This window comes from Azospirillum melinis (assembly GCF_013340935.1).
GTDB classification, from domain to species: domain Bacteria; phylum Pseudomonadota; class Alphaproteobacteria; order Azospirillales; family Azospirillaceae; genus Azospirillum; species Azospirillum melinis.
In genome coordinates, this window is sequence record NZ_WHOS01000040.1 from 1 (window position 1) to 26,726 (window position 26,726).

At 68.8% G+C, this 26,726-nt stretch carries 26 protein-coding genes; 4 read left to right on the forward strand and 22 right to left on the reverse strand.

What is annotated here, in order from left to right; genetic code table 11:
• Window positions 1-301 precede the first annotated feature (301 nt).
• From GBZ48_RS24440 to bdcA, 4 genes are all read right to left on the reverse strand, one after another.
• Complete coding sequence (locus tag GBZ48_RS24440) at window positions 302-940, reverse strand: TerC family protein (RefSeq protein WP_109048574.1); 639 nt, start codon at window positions 938-940, stop codon at window positions 302-304.
• A gap of 266 nt (window positions 941-1,206) precedes the next feature.
• Window positions 1,207-2,262 carry a Gfo/Idh/MocA family protein gene (locus GBZ48_RS24445; RefSeq protein ID WP_174473396.1) on the reverse strand — a complete coding sequence of 352 codons (1,056 nt, stop codon included), beginning with the start codon at window positions 2,260-2,262 and terminating at the stop codon, window positions 1,207-1,209.
• Window positions 2,259-3,098, reverse strand: a complete 840-nt coding sequence (locus GBZ48_RS24450) for a GntR family transcriptional regulator (RefSeq protein WP_174473397.1) — start codon at window positions 3,096-3,098, stop codon at window positions 2,259-2,261. Before GBZ48_RS24450 ends, GBZ48_RS24445 begins: the two co-directional genes overlap by 4 nt.
• Window positions 3,099-3,343: 245 nt before the next feature.
• Window positions 3,344-4,057, reverse strand: a complete 714-nt coding sequence (gene bdcA / locus GBZ48_RS24455; protein WP_174473398.1) for an SDR family oxidoreductase — start codon at window positions 4,055-4,057, stop codon at window positions 3,344-3,346.
• Window positions 4,058-4,130: 73 nt separating this feature from the next.
• Between bdcA and GBZ48_RS24460 the strand changes: the two genes are divergently transcribed.
• Entirely contained in the window at window positions 4,131-4,733 is a 603-nt protein-coding gene (locus tag GBZ48_RS24460) for a TetR family transcriptional regulator (RefSeq protein ID WP_174473399.1), read from the forward strand.
• 33 nt (window positions 4,734-4,766) lie between these two features.
• On the opposite strand, the gene GBZ48_RS24465 is transcribed toward GBZ48_RS24460, so the two are convergent.
• From GBZ48_RS24465 to uxaC, 4 genes are all read right to left on the reverse strand, one after another.
• Window positions 4,767-5,687, reverse strand: coding sequence for a sugar kinase (locus tag GBZ48_RS24465; RefSeq protein ID WP_174473400.1), 921 nt, complete (start codon window positions 5,685-5,687; stop codon window positions 4,767-4,769).
• 43 nt (window positions 5,688-5,730) lie between these two features.
• Window positions 5,731-6,738 carry a DMT family transporter gene (locus tag GBZ48_RS24470; protein WP_174473401.1) on the reverse strand — a complete coding sequence of 336 codons (1,008 nt, stop codon included), beginning with the start codon at window positions 6,736-6,738 and terminating at the stop codon, window positions 5,731-5,733.
• A 42-nt stretch (window positions 6,739-6,780) separates the two neighbouring features.
• Window positions 6,781-8,304, reverse strand: a complete 1,524-nt coding sequence (locus GBZ48_RS24475) for a UxaA family hydrolase (RefSeq protein ID WP_174473402.1) — start codon at window positions 8,302-8,304, stop codon at window positions 6,781-6,783.
• A 63-nt stretch (window positions 8,305-8,367) separates the two neighbouring features.
• On the reverse strand, window positions 8,368-9,768 hold the full coding sequence (uxaC, locus tag GBZ48_RS24480) for a glucuronate isomerase (protein ID WP_174473403.1): 1,401 nt from the start codon (window positions 9,766-9,768) through the stop codon (window positions 8,368-8,370).
• A 289-nt stretch (window positions 9,769-10,057) separates the two neighbouring features.
• Between uxaC and GBZ48_RS24485 the strand changes: the two genes are divergently transcribed.
• Window positions 10,058-10,852 (forward strand): GntR family transcriptional regulator, encoded by a 795-nt coding sequence (locus GBZ48_RS24485; RefSeq protein WP_174473404.1) that lies wholly within the window; start codon window positions 10,058-10,060, stop codon window positions 10,850-10,852.
• Window positions 10,853-10,931: 79 nt separating this feature from the next.
• Here the strand turns inward: GBZ48_RS24485 and GBZ48_RS24490 are convergent, their stop codons facing one another.
• The 3 genes from GBZ48_RS24490 to kduI form a co-directional block, all read right to left on the reverse strand.
• Window positions 10,932-11,315, reverse strand: coding sequence for a cupin domain-containing protein (locus GBZ48_RS24490; protein ID WP_174473405.1), 384 nt, complete (start codon window positions 11,313-11,315; stop codon window positions 10,932-10,934).
• A 68-nt stretch (window positions 11,316-11,383) separates the two neighbouring features.
• Window positions 11,384-12,142 carry a 2-dehydro-3-deoxy-D-gluconate 5-dehydrogenase KduD gene (gene kduD, locus GBZ48_RS24495; RefSeq protein ID WP_174473406.1) on the reverse strand — a complete coding sequence of 253 codons (759 nt, stop codon included), beginning with the start codon at window positions 12,140-12,142 and terminating at the stop codon, window positions 11,384-11,386.
• A 45-nt stretch (window positions 12,143-12,187) separates the two neighbouring features.
• Entirely contained in the window at window positions 12,188-13,024 is an 837-nt protein-coding gene (kduI, locus tag GBZ48_RS24500; RefSeq protein ID WP_174473407.1) for a 5-dehydro-4-deoxy-D-glucuronate isomerase, read from the reverse strand.
• Window positions 13,025-13,260: 236 nt separating this feature from the next.
• Here kduI and GBZ48_RS24505 point away from each other — a divergent pair, with 236 nt between their 5' ends.
• Window positions 13,261-13,728: a methylglyoxal synthase gene (locus tag GBZ48_RS24505; protein ID WP_174473408.1), complete on the forward strand. Its 468-nt coding sequence runs from the start codon at window positions 13,261-13,263 to the stop codon at window positions 13,726-13,728.
• Between the two features lie 15 nt (window positions 13,729-13,743).
• Here GBZ48_RS24505 and GBZ48_RS24510 read toward each other — a convergent pair whose 3' ends face one another.
• The 5 genes from GBZ48_RS24510 to GBZ48_RS24530 form a co-directional block, all read right to left on the reverse strand.
• Window positions 13,744-14,502, reverse strand: a complete 759-nt coding sequence (locus GBZ48_RS24510; protein WP_174473409.1) for a GntR family transcriptional regulator — start codon at window positions 14,500-14,502, stop codon at window positions 13,744-13,746.
• A 154-nt stretch (window positions 14,503-14,656) separates the two neighbouring features.
• Window positions 14,657-15,673, reverse strand: a complete 1,017-nt coding sequence (locus GBZ48_RS24515; protein WP_174473410.1) for an ABC transporter substrate-binding protein — start codon at window positions 15,671-15,673, stop codon at window positions 14,657-14,659.
• Between the two features lie 66 nt (window positions 15,674-15,739).
• Entirely contained in the window at window positions 15,740-16,870 is a 1,131-nt protein-coding gene (locus GBZ48_RS24520; protein ID WP_246307432.1) for an ABC transporter permease, read from the reverse strand.
• A complete protein-coding gene (locus GBZ48_RS24525; RefSeq protein ID WP_174473411.1) occupies window positions 16,867-17,739 on the reverse strand; it encodes an ABC transporter permease in 873 nt (290 codons plus the stop codon). Before GBZ48_RS24525 ends, GBZ48_RS24520 begins: the two co-directional genes overlap by 4 nt.
• On the reverse strand, window positions 17,729-18,541 hold the full coding sequence (locus GBZ48_RS24530; RefSeq protein ID WP_209798220.1) for an ABC transporter ATP-binding protein: 813 nt from the start codon (window positions 18,539-18,541) through the stop codon (window positions 17,729-17,731). The genes GBZ48_RS24525 and GBZ48_RS24530 overlap by 11 nt, the downstream gene beginning before the upstream one ends.
• 484 nt (window positions 18,542-19,025) lie before the next feature.
• On the opposite strand from GBZ48_RS24530, the gene GBZ48_RS24535 reads away from it, so the two are divergent.
• Window positions 19,026-19,688 carry a MarC family protein gene (locus tag GBZ48_RS24535; RefSeq protein ID WP_109051587.1) on the forward strand — a complete coding sequence of 221 codons (663 nt, stop codon included), beginning with the start codon at window positions 19,026-19,028 and terminating at the stop codon, window positions 19,686-19,688.
• A 3-nt stretch (window positions 19,689-19,691) separates the two neighbouring features.
• Here GBZ48_RS24535 and paaK read toward each other — a convergent pair whose 3' ends face one another.
• The 6 genes from paaK to paaN all read right to left on the reverse strand — a co-directional run bounded on the left by paaK (window position 19,692) and on the right by paaN (window position 26,716).
• A complete protein-coding gene (gene paaK / locus GBZ48_RS24540; RefSeq protein ID WP_174473413.1) occupies window positions 19,692-21,014 on the reverse strand; it encodes a phenylacetate--CoA ligase PaaK in 1,323 nt (440 codons plus the stop codon).
• A gap of 62 nt (window positions 21,015-21,076) precedes the next feature.
• Entirely contained in the window at window positions 21,077-22,285 is a 1,209-nt protein-coding gene (pcaF, locus tag GBZ48_RS24545; RefSeq protein WP_174473414.1) for a 3-oxoadipyl-CoA thiolase, read from the reverse strand.
• Window positions 22,278-22,736: a hydroxyphenylacetyl-CoA thioesterase PaaI gene (gene paaI, locus GBZ48_RS24550; protein ID WP_174473415.1), complete on the reverse strand. Its 459-nt coding sequence runs from the start codon at window positions 22,734-22,736 to the stop codon at window positions 22,278-22,280. The genes pcaF and paaI overlap by 8 nt, the downstream gene beginning before the upstream one ends.
• A complete protein-coding gene (gene paaH, locus GBZ48_RS24555; protein WP_174473416.1) occupies window positions 22,729-24,246 on the reverse strand; it encodes a 3-hydroxyacyl-CoA dehydrogenase PaaH in 1,518 nt (505 codons plus the stop codon). The genes paaI and paaH overlap by 8 nt, the downstream gene beginning before the upstream one ends.
• Window positions 24,246-25,040, reverse strand: coding sequence for a 2-(1,2-epoxy-1,2-dihydrophenyl)acetyl-CoA isomerase PaaG (paaG, locus tag GBZ48_RS24560; protein WP_174473417.1), 795 nt, complete (start codon window positions 25,038-25,040; stop codon window positions 24,246-24,248). The genes paaH and paaG overlap by 1 nt, the downstream gene beginning before the upstream one ends.
• A complete protein-coding gene (paaN, locus tag GBZ48_RS24565; protein ID WP_174473418.1) occupies window positions 25,037-26,716 on the reverse strand; it encodes a phenylacetic acid degradation protein PaaN in 1,680 nt (559 codons plus the stop codon). Before paaN ends, paaG begins: the two co-directional genes overlap by 4 nt.
• Window positions 26,717-26,726 lie beyond the last annotated feature (10 nt).

Sequence of the window (26,726 nt, forward strand, 5' to 3'; positions counted from 1 at the left end):
CCCCCATCCTCCTTCAGCCCCCCGGCTAACCTTGCGCCGCCCCCTGTTCACTGTACTTAGGATATTAGTATATCAATCTGCGCGCAACCCTGAAAGTTCAAAGCGGCAACAACCGTTCGGACTTTATCGCGATCAGGATTGCGGGGAGAGGGACAAAGTGACTGGCGGCGCGGGTTTCAGCCAGACCACGGATCGCCGCAGGGGGGCGGGTGCGACATTCGGCCCCAGCGTCCGCCGCAGCCAGCCCCCCAGTCACTCGGATGCGGCGGCGGACGCCTTCGGTCCTTTGAAACCGGGCCGGTCAGGCGTGCCCGTTCACGAGAGGCCAAACCTCCAGGGCGCCGCGATAGATCATGTGCAGGGCGACATAGAGGATGATGGCGAGGCCGACATAGGCCAGCCAGCGGTGCTTGTGCAGAATGCGGGCGATGAAGCTGGCGGCAAGGCCCATCAGGGCGATCGACAGGGTCAGGCCGATGACCAGCACCCCCAGATGCTCGCGCGCCGCCCCGGCGACGGCCAGCACATTGTCGAGCGACATCGACACGTCGGCGACGACGATCTGCCAGACCGCCTGACCCAGCGTCTTGCGCGGGCCGGATGCCGCGGCGTCATCGTTCTCCAGCGCCTCGACCGCCTCGTCCTCGTCCTGGGACTGGCGCAGTTCGCGCCACATCTTCCAGCACACCCACAACAGCAGCACGCCGCCGGCCAGAAGCAGCCCGATGATCTGGAGAAGCTGGGTGGTGACGGCGGCGAAGGCGATGCGCAGCACGGTGGCGGCCAGGATGCCGATCAGGATCGCCTTGCCGCGCTGGTCCTTCGGCAGGCCGGCAGCGGCCAGACCGATGACGATGGCGTTGTCGCCGGCCAGCACCAGATCGATCATGATGACCTGGAGCAGCGCGAACAGCGCATCGGTGGTGAAGAGTTCCGTCATTTGGGCACGAGTCCTCGCATCACGATCAGTGTGGGAGGAGAGGCCGCACGGGGTCTTCCGATGACCGGCCGGGCCGCGCCGAAGGCGTCGGACGGGAAGCGCCGGTCAAGGGCAAAAGGCGCGGGCCGCTCCTGATGTTCCCAGTCCGACATCGCAACCGGTGAAGGTTGCCAGAGGGGCCCGGCCTGGTTCTGGCGCTTTACGCCAAAGCTGTGGATTGCGCAAGGCCGCGCTTGCGGCCGGTGGAGTTCCGGTAGGCCTGCCGATCAGGGCGTGCCGACCTCCACGGTTTCGCCGCTCCCCGATGCCTCCAGCATGGCCTCGATCAGCCGGTGGACCTTCAGCGCCTCGCGCCCGTCCACCCGCGGCCGGCGTCCTTCGTCCAGCGCGTCGAGGAAGTCGGACAGCACCGCGCGGTGATGCTGGTGGGAGAAGGCCATCGGGTCGGCGCCGCCGCCCAGCGTGGCGCCGTCCGCCCCGGCGGTTATGCGCTCGCCAGTGACCAGCTGCACCTCCAGCCGGTCGCCGGCCAGGACGGCGGAGCCCTCGGTTCCGGCGATCTCGATCCGCTCCGGATATCCCGGATAGACGGCAGTGGTGGCGTTCACGGTCGCCAGCATGCCGTTGCCGTAGCGCAGGGCCGTGGCGACCACATCCTCCGTGTCCATGCCCACGGCCGGGTCCGATCTGCGCAGGAGGCTGGTGGCGGCGAATCCGACGACCCGGTCCGGCAGGCCGACGAGGCCGACGAAGGCGTCCAGCGTGTGGATTGCCTGGGTCAGCAGCACGCCGCCGCCGTCGCGCGCCTTCATGCCGCGGCCGGGCTGGGCGTAATAGGCATTGTCGCGCCACCAGCGCACCGACACCGCCGCGGTCAGCGGCCGGCCCAGCGCGCCGTCGCGCATCAGCGCCGCCAGCCGCTCGACCGAGGCGCGGAAGCGGTGCTGCAACACCACGCCCAGCGTCAATCCGGCCCTCTCCATCGCGGAGACCACCGCCCGCGCGCCCTCCGGCGTCGCGTCCAGCGGCTTTTCCAGCAGCACATGCTTGCCGGCAGCGGCACAGCGCGCCACCAGTGCGGCATGGCTGTCGGGCGGGGTCAGCAGCAGGATTGCCGACAGCGCCGGGTCCTCCAGCAGGGTTTCCAGCCGGTCGACCACCGGCAGGCCGTGGCGGGCGGCGAAGGCGGCGCGGCGGTCGGTCGACGGGCTGAAGCAGCCCGCCACCTCCACCCGGTCGGCCAGATCGATCAGGCTCTGCGCGTGCGGCGCCGACGCCATGCCGAGGCCGACGACACCGATGCGGCGACGGGAACCGGTCATCGAAGCGCTCCGTCCAAAGCGGTCAACTCCTCAGTCAGGCTGCCGGAGAAATAGAGCGGAGCGGCGTTGCGCACATCGTCCACCGTGATCTGCAGATTGTCCAGATGGCGCACCAGGCTCTGCTCGGCCCGGTCGGGGTCGTGGCCGGCGATGGCCTCGACGATGGCCTCATGCTCGGCGATGACCGTGCGCATGCGGCCGGGGACCGGCAGGGTCAGGCGGCGGCAGCGGTCGAGCTGGACCTTGGCCTGCTGGATGATGCCCCAGAAGCCGGGATATCCCGCCATCTCGGTGATCTGGGCGTGGAAAGCCTCGTCGGCCTGATGGAATCCGTCGGCGTCGCCCACCGCATCGACCTCGCGCTGGTGCTCCAGGCAGGCGCGCAAGGCGGCGATCTGGCTGCGGCTGGCGCGTTCGGCGGCGAAGCGCACGGTCGCCCGCTCCAGCACCTTGCGGATCACGCCGGCTTCCGGCAGGGCGCCCAGCGGGATGCGGGCGACGAAGGTGCCGGATTGCGGGAAGATCTCGATCAGCCCCTCGTCGGCCAGCCGCAGCACCGCTTCGCGCACCGGCGTGCGGCTGACGCCGTAGGCCTCGGCGATCTGCTTTTCGGCGATGGGCTCGCCCGGCTTGCGTTTCAGCGACACGATCTCCGCCCGCAGGTCGCGGTGGATGGCATCGGCGGCGGTCGGACCGCGCCGCATGTCCCGGCGCGCCGGCGGGCGGACCAGCAGCGGGGCGGCCTTGGCCGGCATGACCGGCGTTGTCGATGGCATGGTCGATGGCGGTGTCGCCGCGATGGAACCGGTTTTGGCCGGCGGGTTGCCCGATGGCATGGCGTCCAGCCTCCTCAGAAGCACATGCCCCAGAATACTAATATATCAGCTAGCGCGGCAAGCAATTTCGCTCATCCCCCGTTCGGATCCGGGTGTGACAAAGGCGCCCCCATTCCCGTCATGGCTGTGGGGTGGGGAACGGAGCATGAGCGCCGGAAGGAACGTCCCGGCCGTCATCGCCGCGAAGACGGGAGATGACGGCCGGGAAGGGATGGGCTGGCTTCGACAGCAATCGAACCCGTCGGTCAGGCGCCGAAGCCGCCGTCGATGGTCTGGAACGAGCCGGTGATCATCCCGGCATGCGGGCCGGCGACATAGGCGGTCAGTTCGGCGACCTCGTCGGCGTCGATGTGGCGCTTGATCGCCATGAAGCTGTGCATGGCGGGCGCCATCGGACCGTCGGCCGGGTTCATGTCGCTGTGGGTCGGACCCGGCTGGATGGCGTTCACGGTGATGCCGCGGTCGCCGAAATCGCGGGCGAGGCCGCGCACCATGCCCTGGACCGCCGATTTGGTCAGGGCGTAGGCAGCCCCGCCGGCAAACGGCATGCGGTCGCCGTTGACCGAGCCGATGACGATGATGCGGCCGCCGTCGTTCATGCGCCGGGCCGCTTCGACCGCCGCGTGGTAGGGCGCCCTGACGTTGATGTCGATCATCCGGTCGACGGCATCGGGATCGAAGGTCAGCGGATCGCCGAGGATCGCCGTGCCGGCATTGACCACCAGCACGTCCAGTGCGCCGCGGCCGGCGACCGTCGCGATCAGGGCGTCGCGGTCGGCGCTGTCGGTGCGGATGGCTTCCGCGCCGGTTTCGGCGGCAAGCGCCTCGGCGGCGTCCTTCGACCCGGCATAGGTGAAGGCGACCGTGCCGCCGGCCTTGGCGAAGCGGCGGACGATGGCCTTGCCGATGCCGCGGCTGCCGCCGAGGACCAGGATCTTGCGGCCGGTGAACTCACCCATGATGTGCTCCTTGATAAAATGTAGTGATCGCTATATAAATCCAGGCGAGGGATTTGCGCAAGGAGAAAATATAGTGGTCGCTACAGAAACGTCCGGGGTCCGTGGGCGGCGGCGGTCCTTCGATGTGGACGAGGCGGTCGAGACCGCGATGAGGCTGTTCCATGCGCGCGGCTACGACGCCGTGGGCGTCGCCGAGCTGGGAACCGAACTGGGGATCAAGCCGCCGAGCTTCTATGCCGCCTTCGGCAGCAAGGCCGGACTGTTCGAGCGGGCGCTTCGGCGCTATGCGGCGGGGGAGGCCAACATCTTCGCCCGCGCGCAGGCGGAGGGCGGCAGCATGGCCGAGGTGATCGAGCGCACGCTGCTGCTGGCGGCGCGGCTCTATCCGGAGCGCGATGGAGTGGCGGGCTGTCTGGTGCTCGACGGGGCGCGCAACAGCGCCGACCCGGTGGCGTGCGCACTGGCCGAGACGATGAGGAAGGCCGGCGTGGCGGCGATTCGCGACTTCATCGCCACGGAGCAGCCGGAACGGGCTGACGCGCTGGCGGACTTCATCGCAATCACGATGAAGGGAATGTCGGCGGCGGCGCGCGACGGCATGGGTGAGGACGCGCTTACCGTCGTCGCCCGGATGGCGGGCCGCGCCTTCCGCCGCGAACTGGCGGCGGAAGGGTGATGTCAGGCGCTCGAACCGAAGGAAAGGCTTCGTTCAGGCCGGCATGGCGTCGCGCGGGATGATGGCGCCGCGGTGCTGGATAACGGCGGCGGCCAGTTTGTGGGCGGCACGGGCGGAGTCGGCCGGACCCTCGCCGCGCAGGCGGGCAGCGAGATAACCGGCGCTGAAGCTGTCGCCGGCCGCCGTGGTGTCGACCACCGTGGTGACCTTCTGCGCCGGCACCTCGACCGCCTCGCCGTTTTCGATCACCACGCAGCCGGGCTGTTCCAGCTTCAGGACGATCTCGGTGACCCCGGCCTTGCGGACGCGGGCCAGAACGGCGTCGGCATCGGCGTCGCCATAGAGGTCGCGCAGGTCGGTGACGCCGGGCAGTGCGATGTCGGTCAGCGCGAGCATGCGGTCGAAGGCGGCCCGCGCGGTGTCGAGGTCCGGCCACAGGCGCGGACGCCAGTTGGTGTCGAAGGCGACCTTGCCGCCCTGCGCCCGCACCCGCTCCAGCACCTCGAACAGCCGCCCGCGGCCCTCTTCGCCCAGGATGGCGATGCTGATGCCGGACAGATAGACGATGCCGTAGCCCTCCAGCGCCCTGGACAGCTCCGCCGTCTGGGGAAGGGCGAACAGCTCGCGCGCCGGCGCCCGGTCGCGCCAGTAGAGGAAGCGGCGCTCGCCGCTCGCATCGGTTTCGATCAGGTAGAGGCCGGGCAGGCGGTTCGGCACGCGCAGGACATGGCCGGTGCCGACGCCCTCGGCCGCCCAGGCCGCCACCATGTCGTCGCTGATGCTGTCGTCGCCGAGCGCGGTGACATAGTCGACCGGCGTGCCCAGACGCGCCAGATAGACCGCGGTGTTCAGCGTGTCGCCGCCGAACCCCATGGTCAGCGACCCGTCCGGACGCCGGAACATCTCGATCATGCATTCGCCGAGGGCGGCGACGCGGTTGGGCGTGTCGGTCATGCTTCCTCTCCACAAGCCGGGGAGCGCCCCGGCAAATCCCATTTCAGGCAATAGAACGGCGTTCCCGCGCCCGCATCCGCTCGCGGTGCGCGGTGTAGAGTCCGCTGGCGATGATCACGCCGGTGCCGACGAAGGTCCAATGGTCGGGCACCGCGCCGAAGACGACGAACCCCAGCGCCGTGGACCAGATCAGCTGGACGTAGGTGAAGGGCGCCAGCACCGAGGCCTCGCCCTGGCGGTAGGCCAGGATCAGCAGCCATTGCGCTGCCGTGTAGACCAGCCCGATGAAGGCCCCCAGCAGCATCTCCCACGGGGTCGGCCACGCCGCATGCAGCGGCAGCAGCGCCGTCAGGGCGATCAGGCCGGTGAGCGCGCTCCACACCATGGTGGTCAGCGGGTTCTCATGCACCGTCATCTTGCGCGTCGCCACCAGACCGAGCGCCCAGCTGAAGGCGGTCAGGATCGGCAGCAGCGAAGCCGGTTGGAACCCCTCCGCCCCCGGCCGGATGACGATGATGACGCCGGCCAGCCCGACCAGCAGCGCCGCCCAGCGGCGGACGCCGACCTTCTCGGCCAGCAGCAGGATCGACAGCACGGTGACGAAGACGGGAGAGACGAAGCTGATCGCCGCGGCCTCGGCCAGCGGCAGATGCTGCATCGCCATGATGAAGAACAGCGCCGAGCCCAGCATGCCCAGCCCGCGCACCACCTGAAGCCCCGGCCGCGTCGTCTTCAGCACGCTCAGTCTGTCTTTATGACGGGGCGAGCCGCCGCGCAGGGCCAGCGGCATCACCAATGCTGTGAAGACGACATAGCGCATCCAGGCGATCTCGGCCGGCGGCAGGGTCCGGCCGAGATATTTCGCCGTGGCGTCGGAGCAGGACAGGCAGGCCACCCCCAGCACCACCAGCAGGATCGCCCGCATCGGATCCGTGCCCTTGGCCCCGGATGCAGCCCTCGGATTTACGGCCGGCTGGATCGGGGTCTGCGGCGCGTTCACCGGCGAGGGGCCGGAGTCAACACTGGTGGGCGGGGTGGAACTGTCGGGCATGGCGCCGGCTCGTCATCGGTCATGGTTAAGGGGGCGGACCCCTTACATAACCGCTCCCATCTGCCAAGGAGCAAATTCATCGGCGCCGACGCCGAGTTCCTCGCTCTTGGTCTTGCGGCCCGACGCGGTGTCGAGCACCAGCTGGAAGATGGCGCGGCCGATTTCCTCGATCGAGGCGTCGCCGGTGGCGATGGCGCCGCAATCGATGTCCATGTCGTCCGGCATCCGGCGGAACAGCGTGCTGTTGGTCGCCAGCTTCAGGCTGGGCGTCGGCTTGCAGCCGAACACCGAGCCGCGGCCGGTGGTGAAGCACAGCACGTTGGCGCCGCCCGCCACCTGTCCGGTCGCCGACACCGGATCGTAGCCGGGCGTGTCCATGAAGACGAAGCCCTTGTCGGTGATCGGCTCGGCATAGCGGTAGACGGCGGTCATCGGGGTGGTGCCGCCCTTGGCGACCGCGCCCAGCGACTTCTCCAGGATGGTGGTCAGGCCGCCCTTCTTGTTGCCGGGCGACGGGTTGTTGTTCATCTCGCCGCCGGTGCGGCTGGTGTACTCCTCCCACCAGCCGATACGCTCGACCAGCGCCTCGCCCACCTCGCGGCGGACGGCACGGCGGGTCAGCAGATGCTCGGCGCCATAGACCTCCGGCGTCTCGCTCAGCACGGCGGTGCCGCCGTTGCGGACCAGCAGGTCGACGGCATAGCCCAGCGCCGGGTTGGCGGTGATGCCCGAATAGCCGTCGGAGCCGCCGCATTGCAGCGCCAGCGTCAGGTGGCTGGCCGGCAGGGTCTGGCGGGTGACGTCGTTGATCTCCGGCAGCAGCGCCTCGATCCGGCGGATGCCCTCGCGGGCCGCCGCGGCGGTGCCGCCCATGTCCTGTATGCCGATGGGGATGACGCGGGCGCCCTCCTCGAGGCCGGTGGCCTCCATCAGCTTGTCGATCTGGTTCACCTCACAGCCGAGACCCAGCAGGATCACCGCGGCGAAGTTCGGGTGGCGGGCGTAGCCGGCGATGGTCCGGCGCAGCGTGTCCATCACCTCGCCGCTGCCGGCCATGCCGCAGCCGTAGCCGTGGGTCAGGGCGACGACGCCGTCGATGTTGGGATAGGCGGCCAGGGCGGGGCCGCGGAAATGGTCGGCGATCATCCGCGCCGCGGTGGCGGAGCAGTTCACCGAGGTCAACACGCCGATGTAGTTGCGGGTGGCGACGCGGCCATCCGGGCGAACGATGCCCTGGAAGGTGGCGCGCTCGGCCTCCGGGATCGGCTCGACCGGGTGGACGTCGGCGCCGAAGGCGTAATCGCGCTCGAAATCGCTGCCCATGCCCATGTTGTGGACGTGGACATGATCGCCCGGCTGGATCGCCGCGGTGGCGAAGCCGATGACCTGATTGTACTTGCGCACCGGTTCGCCCAGTGCGATGGCGCGCACCGCGACCTTGTGCCCGGCCGGCACCGGCCCGGTGGTCGCGACTTCCGTGCCGGGCAGGGCGGTGCCGGGCTCCAGGTCGGCGCCGGCGACGACGACGTTGTCGGCGGGGTGCAGGCGGATGGTCAGCGATGCCATGGGAAGATGTCCTTGAAGAGTAAGCTGGGCCGCGCCGGAACGGGTTCCGGCGCGGCCGGGCAATCACAGCTTGTAGGCGTTCTTGGCGAGGCGGTAGGCGAGGTCGACGGCCAGTTCCGCGGCCTCGTCCTCTTCCATCCGGTGCTCGGCGACCAGACGGGCGAGGAAGCTGCAATCGACGCGGCGCGACACGTCGTGGCGGGCCGGGATCGAGCAGAAGGCGCGGGTGTCGTCGTTGAAGCCGACCGTGTTGTAGAAGCCGGCAGTCTCGGTGATCATCTCGCGGTAGCGGCGCATGCCCTCGGGGCTGTCGTGGAACCACCAGGCCGGGCCGACGCGCAGAGCCGGGTAATGGCCGGCCAGCGGCGCCAGCTCGCGGGAATAGCTGTCCTCATCCAGGGTGAACAGGATGATGGTCAGGTCGCGCTCGTTGCCGAAGCGGTCGAGCAGCGGCTTCAGCGCCCGCACATACTCGGTGCCGCTCGGGATGTCGGCGCCCTTGTCGCGGCCGAAGCGCTGGAACACCACGTCGTTGTGGTTCCGGAAGGAGCCGGGGTGGATCTGCATGACCAGACCGTCCTCCAGGCTCATCCGCGCCATTTCGGTCAGCATCTGGGCGCGGAACAGCTCGGCTTCCTCGGCCGTCGCTCCGCCGCGGCGGACGATGTCGAAAAGCTTCTCCGCTTCCGCAGGAGCCAGATCGGCGGTCGCCGCCGTCGGGTGGCCGTGGTCGGTCGAGGTGGCGCCATAGCTCTTGAAATACTGGCGACGGTCGGCCAGCGCGGCGAGGTACCCGTCCCAGGTCGCGGTGTCCTTGCCGGTGATGCGGGCCAGCTCGGCGAGGTTGTCGCAGAAGCCTTCGAACTCCGGATCGACGACCGGATCCGGACGGAAGGCGGTGATGACCCGGCCCTTCCAGCCGCTCTCGCGGATCGCCTTATGGTGCACCAGCGGGTCGAGCGGCGATTCGGTGGTCGCCAGCACTTCGAGGTTGAAGCGCTCGAACAGGGCGCGCGGGCGGTATTCCGGCTTGCGCAGGCACTCTTCGATCTGGTCGTAGATGCGGTCGGCGCTGGCAGCGCTCAGGCGCTCGGTGACGCCGAACACCGTCTCGAAGGCATGGGTCAGCCACATCGAGGTCGGGGTGCCGCGGAACAGGTGCCAGTTGCTGGCCAGCAGGCGCCAGATGGCGCGCGAATCGGACGAGGTCTCCCCACCGTCCTTGCGCGGAACGCCCAGCTGCTCCAGCGGAATTCCCTGGCTGTAGAGCATGCGGAATGCATAATGGTCGGGCTTGACGAACAGGCTCGCCGGATCGGGGAACGCCTCATTCTGCGCGAACCAGGACGGATCGGTGTGGCCGTGCGGGCTGACGATCGGCAGGGCGGCGACTTCGCCGTACAGGCGGCGCGCGATGGCACGTTGCGTCGGGTCGCTCGGGAAAAGACGGTCGGGGTGAAGCATCGGAAGCCTCTACGCTGCAAAAAGGGGTAAAGCAGGGTGGGGAAAGGCGGGGTCCGTGCGGGGGACCGTCCCTACCGGCTGGCCGTATAATATTAATATATCAGATCTGATTGCAAGCCCAATCGTTCCGCCGATGGGGCTTCGGGGCCGGTGAAGGCTGCGCCCAGTCGCCGCACCCGGCCCATAAGGAAAACCGGCGATGGGTTTGACGTTGACGAAGGGGGGCAGGTAGATTGCTGGGGATGAGGAACATCTCGCGGGTGGCCGACCGCCGCCCCACGACATCTGTATGTTTGCCGCAAGGGAGCCATCGGTGAAGAAGGTCGCGACGACAGAGGATGAAGGCGGCCTGACCTCCGCAGCCGTGCGCCGCCCCGCGGCTCCGGCCCCGGCGGTGCGCCCGCCGCGCCGCGCCGCCACCGTCGCGTCGCGCATCTACCGCGACCTGCGCGGCGAGATCGTCTCGCTGAAGCGCAAGCCCGGCGACGCCATCGCCGAGAAGCAGATCGCCGAGACCTATGGCGTCAGCCGCACGCCGGTGCGCGAGGCGGTGCTGAAGCTGGCCGACGAGGGGCTGATCGAGATTTTCCCGCAGTCCGGCACCTTCGTGTCGCGCATCCCGCTGGACGCCCTGCCGGAAGCCTTCGCCATCCGCAAGGCGCTGGAGGAGGCGACGGTGCGCTATGCGGCGGCACGCGCCAGCCGCAGCCAGATCGCGGCATTGCGCGCCAATCTGGAATTGCAGCGCGAGATGCAGGAAACCGCCAATTACGAGGGTTTCCATCAGGCCGACGAGGCCTTCCACGCGCTGATTGCGGAGATCGCCGGCTATCCCGGCTTCTGGACGCTGATCCAGCAGACCAAGGTGCAGATCGACCGCTACCGCCTGCTGACCCTGCCGGTGCGCGGCCGCATCGCCGAGGTGATCGCCGAGCACACGGCCATCCTCGACGCGATGGCGGCGAACGACCCCGCCGCCGCCATCAAGGCGCTGGACGACCATCTGGACGATTTGCAGATCTCGGTCGCCGACATCCGCCGCGACTACCCGCGCTATTTCACGGCGCCGGGTGATCCGATCTAAAGGCCGATCTGAAAAGGCCGGAGCACCGGGCCGGTCCGAAAACCGGCCTGCGCCGTGGCCAGGGCGTTTGACCGGGGAGTTATTTCGCGTCGGCTTCGGCGGCGTAGGCCACCGGCTCGCCCAGGAAATCCTCGCGGATCGGCGTGAAGATGTCGAGCAGGATGCCCGGCTCCAGCGCCACCACGCCATGCAGGACGTTGGACGGCACCATATAGCCGTCGCCGGTGTTCAGCCGCTTGGTGCGGCCGTCGATGGTGACGTCGAAGGACCCCTTCTCCACCACGGCGCACTGGACATGGGGATGGCGATGCTGCGCACCGATGGCGCCGGCCTCGAACTCCACCCGCACCATCATCATCGTGTCGTTGTAGCCGAGGATCTTGCGGCGCACGCCGTCGCCCAGATCCTGCCACGGGATGTCGTCCGCGGTCAGGAACACATCGGTCGCCGTTGCGGTGGTCATCGTCCGGTTTCCTCCCCCGAAGAGAAAGCCCTCCTCCGCCCGTGATGGGCGGGGAGGGCTGCTTTGTCTCAGCGCGCCAGCCAGCCGCCGTCGACCGGCAGGATGGTGCCGTGGATGTAGTCGGCGGCATCCGACGCCAGAAACACCGCCGGGCCGCCGATGTCGGACGGTACGCTCCAGCGGCCGGCCGGGATGCGGCCGAGGATCTCGGCGCTGCGGTTCTCGTCGGCGCGCAGAGCCGCGGTGTTGTTGGTGGCGACATAGCCCGGCGCGATGGCATTCACGTTGATGCCCTTGCCGGCCCACTCGCAGGCCAGAAGCTTGGTGATGCCGGCGACGCCGCTCTTGGAGGCGGTGTAGGACGGTACGCGGATGCCGCCCTGGAAGGACAGCATGGACGCGATGTTGATGATCTTGCCCTTGCGGCCCGCGCCGATGGCGTAGCGGCCGAACGCTTGGCAGAGGAAGAACACCGTCTTGATGTTGAGGTTCATCACGGCGTCCCAGTCGGCCTCGCTGAAGTCGACTGCATCGGCCCGGCGGATCATGCCGGCGTTGTTGACCAGGATGTCCAGCCCGCCGAGCTTGGCGACCGTCTCCTCCACCAGCCCCTGGACCGGAGCGATGGAGGTCAGGTCGGCGTGGATGCCGAGGAACTTGCGGCCGGTCGCCTCGACCAGACCCTTGGTCTCGTCCAGCGACACGACGTCGACGGCGGCGATGTCGGCGCCGGCCTCGGCCATCGCCACGGCGATGCCCTGGCCGATGCCGGTGTTGGCGCCGGTGACCAGCGCCACCTTGCCGGTCAGGTCGAACGAAATGCTCATGGTCGGTTCCCGTTCTTATCGTTTGGTTTCAAATCGGGGGGCGCGTCAGCGCAGGCGGTCCATGGCGACGAAGTCCATGTCCGTGAAGTCCTGGTTGTCGCCGCCCATCGCCCAGATGAAGGTGTAGTTGCGGGTGCCGACGCCGGAATGGATCGACCAGGGCGGCGAGATCACCGCCTGCTCGTTGGCGACCACGATGTGGCGGGTCTGCTCCGGCTCGCCCATCAGGTGGACGACGCGCGCCTCTTCCGGCAGGTCGAAGTAGAAATAGACCTCGCAGCGCCGGTCATGGGTGTGGCACGGCATCGTGTTCCACATGTTGTTCGGCTTCAGCACCGTCATGCCCAGAACCAGCTGCGCGGTGCGGACCACGTCCGGGTGGATCATCTGGTAGATGGTGCGCTCGTTCGACTGGGCCGGGTCGCCGAGATGCACGGCCTTGGCCTGGCCGATCGAGATCTTCATCGTCTCGAACCGGGCATGGGCGGGCGTGCTGTTCAGGTAGAACTTGGCCGGCTCGCGGCGGTCCAGGCTTTCGAAGACGACGTCCTTGCTGCCCATCGCGACATAGAGCGCGTCGCGCGGCGCCAGCTCATAGACGGCACCGTCGACGGTGACGCGGCCGGCGCCGCCGACATTGACGACACCCAGCTCGCGCCGGTCGAGAAAGTTGGGCGAGCCGATCTCCTTGGAGGACTCCAGCTTCACCGGGCCGGCGACCGGCATGGCGCCGCCGACGACGAAACGGTCGATGTGGCTGTAGGTGAAGACGGTCTCGTCAGCCTCGAACAGGGTCGGGACCAGGAAATGGTCGCGCAGCGTCTCGGTGTCGAAACCACGGACCGCGTCGGGATGGGAAGCGTGCCGGACGGAGATTTTCATGGGAGAGGTCCTTTTAAAATCTGTGCAGCCGGCGTCCCGGCGGGTCTGGCGCCATCATACTAATATACTAGTAAGCCGGGCAAGCTCTAATGATGGAGTGCCGGACATTTCAGGCGGCGGAGGGTGCGACAAAGTCGCTGGTCCGAGCGGGCTCCGGAGGCAGCGCCGGGAGGGCGCGTTGCACCGGCTTCAAAGGTAATATATTAGTGATCGGTCTTCGTCAGGAGTGTCCAGCCATGACCGCCCACCAGCCCGCCCAGCAGCCCGTCCCGCCGCGCAAGCGCATCGCCCTTGTCGCCCACGACGCCCGCAAGGCGGACCTCATCGCCTGGATCGGCGCCAACATCGCAGCACTGGACGGCCATGCCTTCTGGGCGACCGGCACCACCGGGCAGAAGGTGCGCGCCGCCCATCCCGGCCTGGACATCACCCCGCTGAAAAGCGGCCCGCTGGGCGGCGACCAGCAGATCGGCGCGATGATCGCGGAGGGGCGGATCGACCTGCTGGTCTTCTTCGTCGATCCGATGACCGCCCAGCCGCACGATGTCGACGTGAAGGCGCTGACCCGGCTGGCGACGCTCTACAACATCCCGATGGCCTGCAACGAGGCGACGGCCGACATGATCGTCTCCTCCGCCCATTTCGCCAGCGGCTACGCCCCGCGCGCCGCCAGCTTCACCGATTACGAAACGCGCAAGCTGTGAGCGCGTCCCGCCCGCTCATTCCGTGAAATATTGCGGATAGCTCCGCCGGACCTCGGCGATGCCCAGCTGCAGGTCGGTCAAATGGTGGCGCAGCTCGCCCACCGCGCGGTCGGGGTCGCGGGCGGCAACGGCCTCGACGATGGCGCCATGTTCGGCCAGCGCCTTGTCCATCCGGCCGGCCGCCGGCAGGGTCAGGTGGCGGTAGCGGTCGACCTGCCGCTTCACCTGCTGGGTCACCGCCCAGAAGCCGGGATAGCCGGAGATCTCCGCCAGCAGGGCGTGGAACGCCTCGTCGGCCTCGTGGAAGCCGTCGAAATTGCCGGACTCCTTCATCTCGCGCTGGAGTTCCAGGTTGGCGCGCAGCCGTGCCACCTGGCTGCCGCTCGCCAGTTCGGCGGCGTAGCGCACGGTGGCCTCCTCCAGCGCGCGGCGGATGGCGATGGCCTCCGGCAGGCCGCTGATCGGGATGCGGGCGACGAAGGTTCCAGATTGCGGGAACACCTCCACCAGACCTTCGTCGGCGAGTTTCAGCATCGCCTCGCGCACGGGAGTGCGGCTGACGCCATAGGTTTCCGCCACCTCCTTCTCGATCACCGGGTCGCCCGGCTTGCGCCGCAGGGAGACGATGTCGTCGCGCAGGTCGCGGTAGATGGTGCCCGAGACCGTGGCACCGCGGTGGGCGGGCCTTGCGGTGGCGCTGGCGGGCCGGCGGCGGCGGCGCCGCACCGGTGCGGCCACGGCCACCATGTTCGTATCGCCCGCGTTGGAGTCCATAATCGTCCCATTCAATTCATCGGCGGTCGATACCAAAAGGCCGCGCTTACTAATATATCGCTGCGCGTCCGCAGGCGGAAAGTCTTTTGCCGCATGAAATTCGTGGGTGGGGGAGCGGGCACGGCGAAGCGCCCACCCCCCGAAACCGGACCCTTTACAGCTTCGCCGCCGCGTCGAACACCGCGTGGCTGTAGGCGCCTTCCGGCTTCTTGGAGATCACCGGGGCCGACGCGCCCGACATCAGGATGCCGACGGTGCGGTCGAAATCGGCCGGGTCGAGATAGCCGGTGCCCTTGGCGCCGCCCTCGATCAGCTTGGCGACCTCCTGCATCATGGTGGTCTGGTGTTCCTCGGTCTGGGCGCCGGTGGTGTCGTTCTCCAGCACGATCTTCACCGCCTCGACCTGGTTCTTGGCGGCGTATTCCCAGCCCTTGGCCGAGGCCTTGACGAACTTCGCCAGCTTCTCGACGATCTTGGGATCGGACAGCGACTTCTCGGTGGCGTAGAGGCCGTCCTCCAGGGTGGCGACGCCCTGGTCCTGATACTTGAAGATCGTCAGTTCGTCGGCCTTCATGCCGGCTTCGATCAACTGCCAATATTCGTTGTAGGTCATGGTGGAGATGCAGGCCGCCTGCTTCTGCAGCAGCGGATCGACGTTGAAGCCCTGCTTCAGAACCTTCACGTCCGGGCTGGAGCCGGAGGTGGAGTAGCCCAGCTTGCTCATCCAGGCCAGGAACGGATATTCGTTGCCGGAGAACCAGACGCCCAGCGTGTTGCCCTTGAAGTCCTTGGGATCCTTGATGTTGGCGTCCTTGCGGCAGGTCAGCATCATGCCCGACTTCTGGAACATCTGGGCGATGTTGACCAGCGGCACGCCCTTTTCGCGGCTGGCGAGCGCCGACGGCATCCAGTCGACGATCACGTCGGCGCCGCCGGCGGCGATGACCTGGGTCGGGTTGATGTCCGGGCCGCCGGCCTTGATGGTGACGTCCAGCCCGGCGTCCTTGTAGAAGCCCTTGGCCGCGGCGACGTAATAGCCGGCGAACTGGGCCTGGGTGACCCATTTCAGCTGGAGCGTCAGCGCATCGGCGGCGGCGGCCGGCGCCCCCCAGCCGGCGAGGCCGGTGAGCGCGGTGGCGGCGAGCAGGACGGCGGAGGCAAGGGTCTTCATCGCGTTCGATCCTCTTCTGGCTGGGTTTTGTTTTGTGGCTGCGAAAGGATGGCAAAAGGACGGATGTCAGCGTTTGCGGAAAGACGGGTGCCAGGCGGTGACATGCCGCTCCGCCAGTGCCAGCGCACCGTAGAGCAGCGATCCGGTCAGGGCGGCGACGGCGATCGTTGCCCAGACCACGTCCAAATTCATCCGGGCGACCTGGGTGGAGATGCGGAAGCCCATCCCCACCACCGGCGTGCCGAAGAACTCGGCGACGATGGCCCCGATCAAAGCCAGGGTTGAGTTGATCTTCAGTCCATTGAACAAAAAGGGCAAGGCGCAGGGAAGCCGCAGCATCGCCAGCGTGCGCCAATAGCCCGCACCGTAGGAGCGCATCAGGTCGAGCTGGATGCGCTCCGCACTCTGCAACCCCGCCAAGGTGTTGATCAGCATGGGGAAGACGGTCATCACCACGATGACGGCGGCCTTGGACTGCCAGTCGAAGCCGAACCACATCACCATGATCGGTGCGATGCCCACCACCGGCACGGCGCTGGCGAGGTTGCCGAGCGGCAGCAGCCCGCGCGCCAGGAAAGGCACCCGGTCGGCCAGGATCGCCACGAGGAACCCGGCGCCGCAGCCGATCAGATAGCCGCGCAGGACGGAGATCAGCACCGTCTGGCGGAAATCGTCCCACAAATCGGCGGCGTTGGCGGCGAAGGCGGTCAGCACGAGGCTCGGCGGCGGCAGCAGGATGGTCGGCACCTGGAAACCGCGGGTCAGGATCTCCCACAGCATGACCAGCGCCAGCCCGAACAAAGCGGGGCCGGCCAGCCGCACCGGACCGCTCACCCCCGCCAGCAGGGCCAGAACCCGCCACAGCAGCAGCGTGGCGCCGGCGAGGTAGAGCCAGAGCCCGCCGGCCTGGGCGAGGGCGTGGCCCTGGCGCAGCAGGACCAGCGGGGCGGCATAGGCGGCGGCGACTCCGGCCAGCAGGAGCAGGGCCTCGCCCAGCGCGGAGCCGGGCAGGCGGCGGGAGAGGATCGTCACGACGGTCAGGGCGAAGAGGGCGAGGGCAGCGGGTATCTGTGGCAGATACAGGTCGGTGCCGCCGGACGTGGCGAAGGGCAGCAGCGGGGCGGCCAGCATCACCAGCGGCCACGGTGCCATGATGGGGCGGGCCATAGTGGGGCGCGCCATGGTGGAGCGGCTCATCGCGCACCTCCCCGGCCGCCCGGCACCAGCGCCCGTTCGGCGAGGCCGACGACGGCGACCAGCGTGACGCTCAGCAATGCCGCCATCACCAGGGCACTCCAGATCTGCACGGTCTGGCCGTAATAGGAGCCGGACAGCAGCCGGGCGCCCAGTCCCGCCTGCCCGCCGGTCGGCAGCTCGGCGACGATGGCGCCGACGACGCTGGCGGCGACCGCGATCTTGAGGCTGGTGAACAAATAGGGCAGCGAGGCCGGCAGGCGCAGCAGGCGGAAGGTCTGGGCGGTGCCGGCGCTGTAGGTCCGCATCAGGTCCAGCGTCAGCGGATCGGCGGAGCGCAGCCCCTTGACCATGCCGATGGTGATCGGGAAGAAGCACAGATACATGGCGATGATCGCCTTGGGCAGCAGGCCGGTGAAGCCCAGATTGCCGAGGATCACCACGATCATCGGCGCAATCGCCAGGATCGGCACGGTCTGCGAGGCGATGACCCAGGGCAGCAGGCTCGATTCCAGCGTGCGCGCCTGGACGATCCCCGCCGCCAGCGCCACCCCCAGCGCCACCCCCATGCCGAAGCCGGCCAGCGCCGCCCCGGCGGTGACGCCGGTGTGGTAGAGCAGGTTGCGGATGCTGGTCACCGGATAGCCGGTCAGGGAATTGTAGAGGTCGAGCGCCACCTGATCCGGCGTCGGCAGGATCGGGCGCTTCATCGCCAGGGTGGCGCGGATCAGGTCGGCGGTGGTCCAGCCGTGGCCGGCGCGGTTCAGCGCGTCGGTCGCCGTCGGCGCGTTCAGCCAGACCGCGCCCAAGTACCACAGCACCAGCACCGCCAGCGCCATGACGACCACCGGCAGCGTCTTCCTAGTCGTCATAGCTGTGGCCCTCCATCAGCCCTTCGCGGACGCGGTGGGCGATGCGCTGGAACTCCGGGCTTTCGCGGATGTCGAGCGTGCGCTCGCGCGGCAGGTCGCGGTCGCAGTCGATGACGTCGAGGATGCGGCCGGGGCGCGGGCTCATCACCACGATGCGGGTGGACAGGAACACCGCCTCGGCGATGGAGTGGGTGACGAAGATGCAGGTCTTGCGGGTGCCGAGCCACAGGCGGGTGAGCTGCAAATTCAGATGGTCGCGGGTGATCTCGTCGAGCGCGCCGAACGGCTCGTCCATCAGAAGCAGGTCGGGGTTGAAGGCCAGCGCGCGGGCGATGGACACCCGCTGCTGCATGCCGCCCGACAGCTGCCAGGGGAACTTGCGCTCGAAGCCGGACAGCCCGACGAGGTCGAGCTGCTCGCGGGCGCGCTGCTGACGTTCGGCCCTGGGCAGCCCCATGATCTCCAGCGGCAGCATGACGTTGCGTTCCACCGTCCGCCACGGGTAGAGCGCCGGGGCCTGGAAGACGTAACCGTAGGCGCGCTTCAGCCGTGCCTGTTCCGGCGTCATGCCGTTGACCGTCACCTCGCCGGAGGTCGGCTGTTCGAGGTCGGCGACGACGCGCATCAGGGTGGTCTTGCCGCAGCCGCTGGGGCCGATCAGCGAGATGAAGTCGCCCTTGGATATCGACAGGCTGACGTCGCTCAGCGCGTAGACCGGCTGGTCGGTCGTCTGATAGGTCAAGGTCAGGTTGCGGACATCGACGATGGTGCGCGGTGCCGCGTCTGCGGCCGGCGGAACCAGAGTGAGCGGTGCGGGCTGGGCGGCTGGCACGGCGTTCGTCCCTTCGCGTTGTCGTCTCTCGGCGGCGGACGGGAGCAAGAAGCGAGCCAGACGGGGATGATGATGAGTATTCAGCAGGTAGTGCTTTGTTTTTACGAAGAGAAAACTTGTCTATCAAGACAGGAACTGACGGTCTGGACAGTGTCCGGGCAGGTGTGATTTCGCAAGGCGCCCAATTTTCGGGCTGAGAGTCTTTCGCTGGTGAATTTTCGGGCAGTGGAGAAATGCCCTCTCCCGCCCCGGGAGAGGGAGGGACCCGCCGAAGGCGGGAGGGTGAGGGGCAATCCGGACATGGATTTCTGACTTTTGGGTCACCCCTCACCCTTCCCAAGCTTCGCTTGGGCCCCTTCCCTCTCCCGGGGCGGGAGAGGGTATGCACGCCACCCTTGCCAGTCCTGCCCCGTCGCCGCTAACTGTTCAAACGGCCGACAAACCCGCGGATCCCATGCTCGACAGTTTCCTGCTCGCCTTCACCGCCCTGTTTTCCATCGTCAATCCGCTGGCGATGGCGCTGATTTTCAGTCAGGTGACCGCGGACAGCAGTCCGCGCGACCGGGCGCGGCTGGCCGGGCTGGTCAGCCTCTATTCGGCCATCGTCATGCTGACCGCGCTGTGGGCGGGTGCCTATGTGCTGAACTTCTTCGGCGTGTCGATGGCGGCGCTGCGGATCGCCGGCGGCTTCGTGGTGGCCGAACGGGCCTGGGCGCTGCTGACGGCACCCGAACGGCACGAGGCGCGCAAGCAGGAACAGGCAGCACCCACCGGCGACAACGACAGGCTGGCGGAATCGGCCTTCTTCCCGATGACGATCCCCTTCACCACCGGGCCGGGCACCATCTCGGTCGCCATCGCGCTGGGCTCCACCCGCCCGACGCGCGGGGCCGGCGGTCTGATGGAGTTCTTCCTGGGCATGTCGGGGGCGGCGCTGGCGATCGCAGCGCTGATCTGGCTGTCCTACCGCTCCGCCGACCGCATCGTCGCCTTCCTGGGTCCGACGCGGGTGCGGGTGCTGACGCGGCTGTTCGCCTTCCTGCTGTTCTGCGTCGGCGTCCAGATCCTGCTGACCGGTGTCCTGGACGCCTTCCCGCTGCTGTCGCAGAAGGGCTGAGCCTCAGCTTTTGGGCCGCAGGTCCTGCACGCGCTTGGCCTTGCCGATGGAGCGCGCGATGCCGCCGGGCTCAACCACCTCGACGCGGGTGCTGATGCCGATCAGCGACTTGATCGAGTGCTGGAGATGCTTGGCGTGGCCGTCCCATTCCGACGGATGGACGCCGTCATGCATCTCCACCCGGACGGCGAGGTTGTCCATATGCCCGTCGCGGCTCACCACCAGTTCGTAGTGGGGGGCCAGCGCCGGGATCTTGCAGATCAGCTCCTCGACCTGGGTCGGGAAGACGTTCACGCCGCGGATGATGAGCATGTCGTCGGAGCGGCCGGTGATCTTGTCCATCCGCCGCATGCCGCGCGCGGTCGGCGGCAGCAGCCGGGTCAGGTCGCGGGTGCGGTAGCGGATGACCGGCATGCCTTGCTTGGTCAGGGTGGTGAAGACCAGCTCGCCGTAGGAGCCGTCGGGCAGCACCTCGCCTGAGTCGGGATCGATGATCTCGGGATAGAAATGGTCCTCCCAGATCACCGGGCCGTCCTTGGTCTCGACGCATTCGGACGCGACGCCCGGACCCATCACCTCCGACAGGCCGTAGATGTCCACCGCGTGGATGTTGAAGGTGCGCTCAATCTCCTCGCGCAGCGCACCGGTCCAGGGCTCGGCGCCGAAGATGCCGACGCGCAGGCTGGTGCTGCGCGGGTCGATGCCCTGGCGGCGCATCTCGTCGGCGATGTTCAGCATGTAGGACGGCGTGACCATGATGATCGTCGGCTTGAAGTCCTGGATCAGCTGGACCTGCTTCTCGGTCTGGCCGCCCGACATCGGCACCACGGCGCAGCCCAGCCGCTCCGCCCCGTAATGGGCGCCGAGCCCGCCGGTGAACAGGCCGTAGCCGTAGGCGATGTGCACGATGTCGCTGCGCGTGCCGCCCGCCGCCCGGATGGAGCGGGCGACGACCTCCGACCACACGTCGATGTCGCCCTTGGTGTAGCCGACCACCGTCGGCCGCCCAGTGGTGCCGCTGGAGGCATGGACGCGGACGATGTCCTCCATCGGCACGGCGAACATGCCGTAGGGGTAGGCGCGGCGCAGATCGTCCTTCACGGTGAAGGGAAACAGCGCCAGATCCTTCAATTCCTTGAAGTCGTCGGGATGGACGCCCTTCGCCTCGCACTTGGCGCGGAAGGATGCGACGTTGGCGTATGAATGGCGGAGCGACCATGCCAGCCGCTCCGTCTGCATCGCGACGATCTCGTCGCGGCTGGCGAACTCGTAGCGGTCCATGCCGGCCTTGCTCTGGTTCGCGCCGGTATCGGTCATGATGGACATGGTGCGCTTCTCCCCTCCGTTCTGGTTCCCGGCGCTTGGCGGCCGGTGATGCCAAATTCCGTTCAGACCCGTTCCACCATTATGGCGATGCCCTGGCCGACGCCGATGCACATGGTGCAAAGCGCGCGGGTCGCCTTGCGGTCCTCCAGCTCCATCACCGCGCTGGCGACCAGACGGGTGCCGCTGGCGCCCAGCGGATGGCCGAGCGCGATGGCGCCGCCGTTGGGGTTCACATGCTCGGCATCGTCGGGCAGGCCCAGCAGGCGCAGCACGGCAAGGCCCTGCGCTGCGAAGGCCTCGTTCAGTTCGATCACATCGACGTCGCCGATGGAGAGGCCGAGGCGGGCCAGCAGCTTCTGCGTCGCCGGGGCCGGGCCGATGCCCATCACACGTGGCGCCACGCCGGCCACCGCGGTGCCGACGACACGGGCGCGCGGGGTCAGGCCGTAGCGCTTCACGGCTTCGGCCGAGGCGACGATCACCGCGGCCGCGCCGTCATTGACGCCCGAGGCGTTGCCGGCGGTGACGCTGCCGCCCTCCTTGCGGAAGGGGGTGGAGAGCTTGGCCAGCGCCTCCAACGTGGTGTCGGGGCGCAGATGCTCGTCGGCGGAGATTATCGTCGGCTCGCCCTTGCGGCGCGGGATGGCGACCGGGACGATCTCGCGGGCCAGACGCCCGGACTCCTGGGCGCGGCCGGCGCGCTGCTGGCTGCGGACGGCGAAGGCGTCCTGGTCGGCGCGCGAAATGCCGTAGTCGGCGGCGACGTTTTCCGCCGTCTCCGGCATGCTGTCGATGCCGAACCTTGCCTTCATCAGCGGATTGACGAAGCGCCAGCCGATGGTGGTGTCGAAGATCTCGGCCTGACGGGAGAAGGCGCTGTCGGACTTGCCCATGACGAAGGGGGCGCGGGTCATGCTCTCGACGCCGCCGGCGACGATCAGCTCGGCCTCGCCCGCCTTGATGGCGCGGGCAGCCATGCCGATGCTGTCCATGCCGGAGCCGCAGAGGCGGTTGACCGTGGTGCCGGGCACCGTTTCGGGCAATCCTGCCAGCAGCGCCGCCATGCGGGCGACGTTGCGGTTGTCCTCGCCGGCCTGGTTGGCGCAGCCGAGGATCACGTCGTCAACCGCGGACCATTCGACGCCGGGGTTGCGCTCCATCAGCGCCTTCAGCGGCACCGCGGCGAGGTCGTCCGGGCGCACCGGGGCCAGCCCGCCGCCGTAGCGGCCGAAGGGGGTGCGGACGGCGTCGCAGATGTAGGCTTCACGCATGGGAGGCTCCGGGAACGGGGATCACGCTGCCGGCGAGACGCGCCGACTGGCCGCGGAACAGGCCGACGACGGTGCCGTCCTGATTGGTGACGGTGACGTCGTAGACGCCGGAACGGCCGCGCTTGTGCACTTCGCGGCATTCGGCGGTCAGCAGGTCGCCCAGCCTGGCCGGGGCCGGAAAGGTGATGGAGCAGCCCGCCGCCACCGTCACCTCGTTCGCCGCGTTGCAGGCATAGGCGAAGGCGGTGTCGGCCAGCGTGAAGGTCATGCCGCCATGGCCGATGTCGTGGCCGTTCACCATGTCCTTGCGCACGGTCATGCTCATACGGGAATAGCCGGGGGCGATCTCCAGCAGTTCGATGCCATGGGCCTGGGCGCAATGGTCGCGCTCGTACATGCCGCGTCCGACCGCTTCGGCGAGGGACTGGGGATCGGTGTGGGGCTCAGCCATGGAAGCGGTTTCCTCCGGAAATCTTTCGGCGCAGCAGAGCCGACGCGCGGTAGCGGTCCTCGCCGTAGGTGCGGGCCAGCGCGTCGAGCACGGCCAGCACATGGGGCAGGCCGATGCGGTCGGCCCAGGCCAGCGGACCCAGCGGGTAGTTCACGCCCTTGGTCATCGCGATGTCGATGTCGGCGGCGCTGGCGACCCCCTGCATCGCCGCGTCGGCCGCCTCGCTGGCGAGCATGGCGACGGTGCGCATCACCACCAGACCGGGGGCGTCGTCGATCACCGACACCGCCTTGCCCAGTGCCTGGAACAGCCCGGCGGCAACGGCGAGCGCCTCGGCCGGCGTGCCGTCGGCAGGGGCCAGCGCCACGCGGGAAGCCTTGGCGTAGTCCAACGCCAGATCGAACAGCACCAGCGGAGCGATGCGGTCCTCGACGGCGCGGGCAGTGGCGGTGCGGCCGTCGGTGAGCGCCAGCGTGACGCCATCGACCACCAGCAAACCGGGGCCGGCCGTTTCCTCCACCGCGATGCCGGCCTCGCGCAGCAGCCCGACCAGCGATGCGGCGGGGCCGAGGTCACCCTGCACCAGCAGGCGGTCGGGTTTCGCGGCCAGCTCGGCGGTGTGCGGCGCCGGCTTGGCGGCGCCGGGGCCGTGGTCGTAGAAGCCATGGCCGGACTTGCGGCCGAGACGACCTGCCTCGACCAGCTCCTGCTGGATCAGCGAGGGCTGGAAGCGCGGGTCGCCGAAATAGGCGGCGTGGACCGAGCGGGTGACGGCGAAGTTCACGTCATGGCCGATCAGGTCCATCAGCTCGAACGGCCCCATGCGGAAGCCGCCGGCCTCGCGGGCGATGGCGTCGATGGTGGCGGGATCGGCAGCCTGCTCCTGCACCAGCCGCAGCCCTTCGGCGTAGAAGGGGCGGGCGACCCGGTTGACGATGAAGCCGGGGGTGGAGCGGCAGCGCACCGGGCTCTTGCCCCAGCCCTTGGCCGTGTCGAACAGCGTGTCGAGCACCGCCGCATCGGTGGCGAGGCCGCTGACGATCTCCACCAGCGCCATCAAGGGGGCGGGGTTGAAGAAATGCAGTCCGGCCAGCCGTTCCGGCCGCCGCACCCCGGCGCCGATTGCGGTGACCGACAGCGACGAGGTGTTGGTGGCGAGGATGGCGTCCTCGCCGACGATGCCCTCAAGCTCCGCGAACAGGCGGCGTTTGACGTCGAGATCCTCGACGATGGCCTCCACCACCAGACCGGCGGGGGCGAGGTCGGACAGGCCGTCCACGGCACGGAGGCGACCCACCGTGGCGTCGCGCTCCGCCGCCGTGCGCTTGCCCTTCTCGACCAGCGCGGTCAGGGCCTTGGCGATGGACCCGACGGCGGCCTGGGCGGCACCGGGGCGGGTGTCGACCAGCAGAACCGGGTGGCCGGCCTGGGCCGCGACCTGGGCGATGCCCTGGCCCATGGCGCCGGCCCCGACCACCGCGACGGTGACGGAGGGAGTGAGCGCCGCCATCACCGCCCCTCGAACTTCGGCGCGCGCTTGCCCACGAAGGCGGCGACGCCCTCGCGATAGTCCTGGGTGCGTCCAGCCTCGCGCTGGAGGTCGCGCTCCAGGTCGAGCTGGCTGTCCAGGTCGTTGTCCAGCGAGACGTTCAGCGCCCGCTTGATCAGCGCAAGGCCATGCGTCGGCTGGGTGGCGAGCTGGCGGGCCAGCGCCCCGGCCTCCTCCGCCAGCTTGTCGTCATCGACCGCCTTCCAGATCATGCCCCAGGCTTCCGCCTGCTCGGCCGGAACCTTGTCACCCAGCATGGCAAGGCCCATGGCGCGGGCGTGGCCGACCAGACGCGGCAGGGTCCAGGTGCCGCCGCTGTCGGGGATCAGCCCGATCTTGCAGAAGGCCTGGATGAAGCTGGCCGACCGCGCCGCCAGCACGATGTCGCAGGCGAGCGCGATGTTGGCGCCCGCCCCGGCGGCGACGCCGTTGACCGCGCAGATCACCGGCATCGGCAACTCGCGTAGCGTGCGGACCAGCGGATTGTAGTTGGTCTCGATGGAAGCACCGAGGTCCGGCGCCTCCTGCCCCGGTGCCACCGCGCGGTCGGACAGATCCTGCCCGGCGCAGAAGCCGCGGCCGGCGCCGGTCAGCAGCAGGCAGCGGACGGAGGTGTCCTCGCGCACGGCGGCCAGCGCCCCGCGCAGCTCTTCATGCATCGCCGCGGTGAAGCTGTTCAGCCGGTCGGGCCGGTTCAGCGTGACGGTGGCGACGCCGTCGGCGATGTCGAGGAGGATGGTCTTGTCATTGCTCATTGCACGGCCTCCAGAACCGGGACGCGGCTCTGCACCACGCGGAAGCGGTTGGCGACGAAGGCAAGGTCGCACAGCGCCGCGTTGGCCGCCGGGTTGGCGCCGGTGCCGTGGAAGTCGCTGAAGGCCGCCGACTGGTTGACGAAGACGCCGCCGGTGAGGTTGACCGACAGGGCGACGCCGGCCTCGACGAACAGGTCGGTCGCCTGCTCGATCAGCTGCGGGTCGGTGCTGTAGAGGCCGGTGGTCAGTGCCCCCTTGGTCCGGGTCAGGCGGGCGGCGCGCTCCAGGCTGTCGGCGGTGCCGTCGGTCTTCACGATGATGGAGATCGGACCGAACAGCTCATGGCCGTACTTGTCCTCGTCGGCCGCATCCATGGTCAGGATCAGCGGCGTGCGGATGCGGGCGTCGGGGAATTTCGGATGGGCGATGGCGCGCGACGGCAGCACGACGGTGCCGAGCTTGGCGGCCTCGTCGATGCGGGCCAGCGTCGCGTCGGACTGGATGGCGCCCAGCACCTCGACCGCGCGTTCCGGGTCGGACAGGAACTTGTCGACCCCGCCGGCCAACGCAGAAACCACCTGATCGAAGCTCATGCGCTCAGCGCCGGCCTGGATGCCGTCCTTGGGCACGAAGATGACCTGGGTCGTCGTGCACATCTGGCCGGAATAGAGGCTGAGCGTGAAGGCGAGGTTGCGCACCATGCCCTTGGGGTCGTCGGTGCCGTCGATGACCACCGTGTTGACGCCGGCCTTCTCGGTGTAGACCTGGGCCTGACGGGCGTTCTGCTCCAGCCAGTCGCCGAAGCCGGTGGAGCCGGTGTAGTCGATCACCGCCACTTCCGGCCGCAGCGCCAGATCCCTGGCGACGGTGTCGCCGATGGCCAGCGTGACGAGGTTGGGGTCGAGCCCGCACTCCGCCAGCACCTCGCGGGCGATCTTCACGGTGATGGCGAGTGGCAGGATGGCGGTCGGGCCGGGCTTCACGATCACCGCATTGCCGGTGACAAGGCTGGCGAACAGGCCGGGATAGCCGTTCCAGGTCGGGAAGGTGGCGCAGCCGATGACCAGCCCGACGCCGCGGCCGACCACCTCGAAGCGCTTCTCCATCACCAGCGGCGGGTTCTTGCCCTGCGGCTTCTCCCAGCGCGCCGCCGGGGCCTGGTCGGTCATCGCCTTCCAGCCATAGGCGACGGCCTCCAGCCCGCGGTCCTGGGCGTGCGGGGCGCCGGCCTGGAAGGCCATCATGAAGGCCTGCCCGGTGGTGTGCATCACCGCGTTGGCGATCTCGAAGCTGCGCGCGTTCAGCCTTTTCAGGATTTCCAGACAGACGCCGGCCCGGCCGTTCGGACCCGCCTTGCGCCAGCCCGGCATCGCCGCCTTGGCCGCAGTCACCAGCGCCTCGACGTCCGACACCGGATAGGCGATGCCGAGGTCGAAGCCGAAGGGCGAGTGCTCGCCCCCCACCGTTCCGGTCACGCCCGGCTGGTCCAGTTCGAAGGGTTTGTCGCGGTAGGCCGCGAAGGCCGCCTCGCCATCGGCCGCCGCCGTCTCGCCATAGGCGCGCGGGCTCGGCATTTCGGGGAAGGCCGACCAGTAGGCGCGGCTGCGGCAGGCCTCGACGGCCTTCTGCAGCGTCGCCTCGTGCGTCTCGAACAGGGCTTGCGGGGTGGTGGTCATGGCGGGGCGT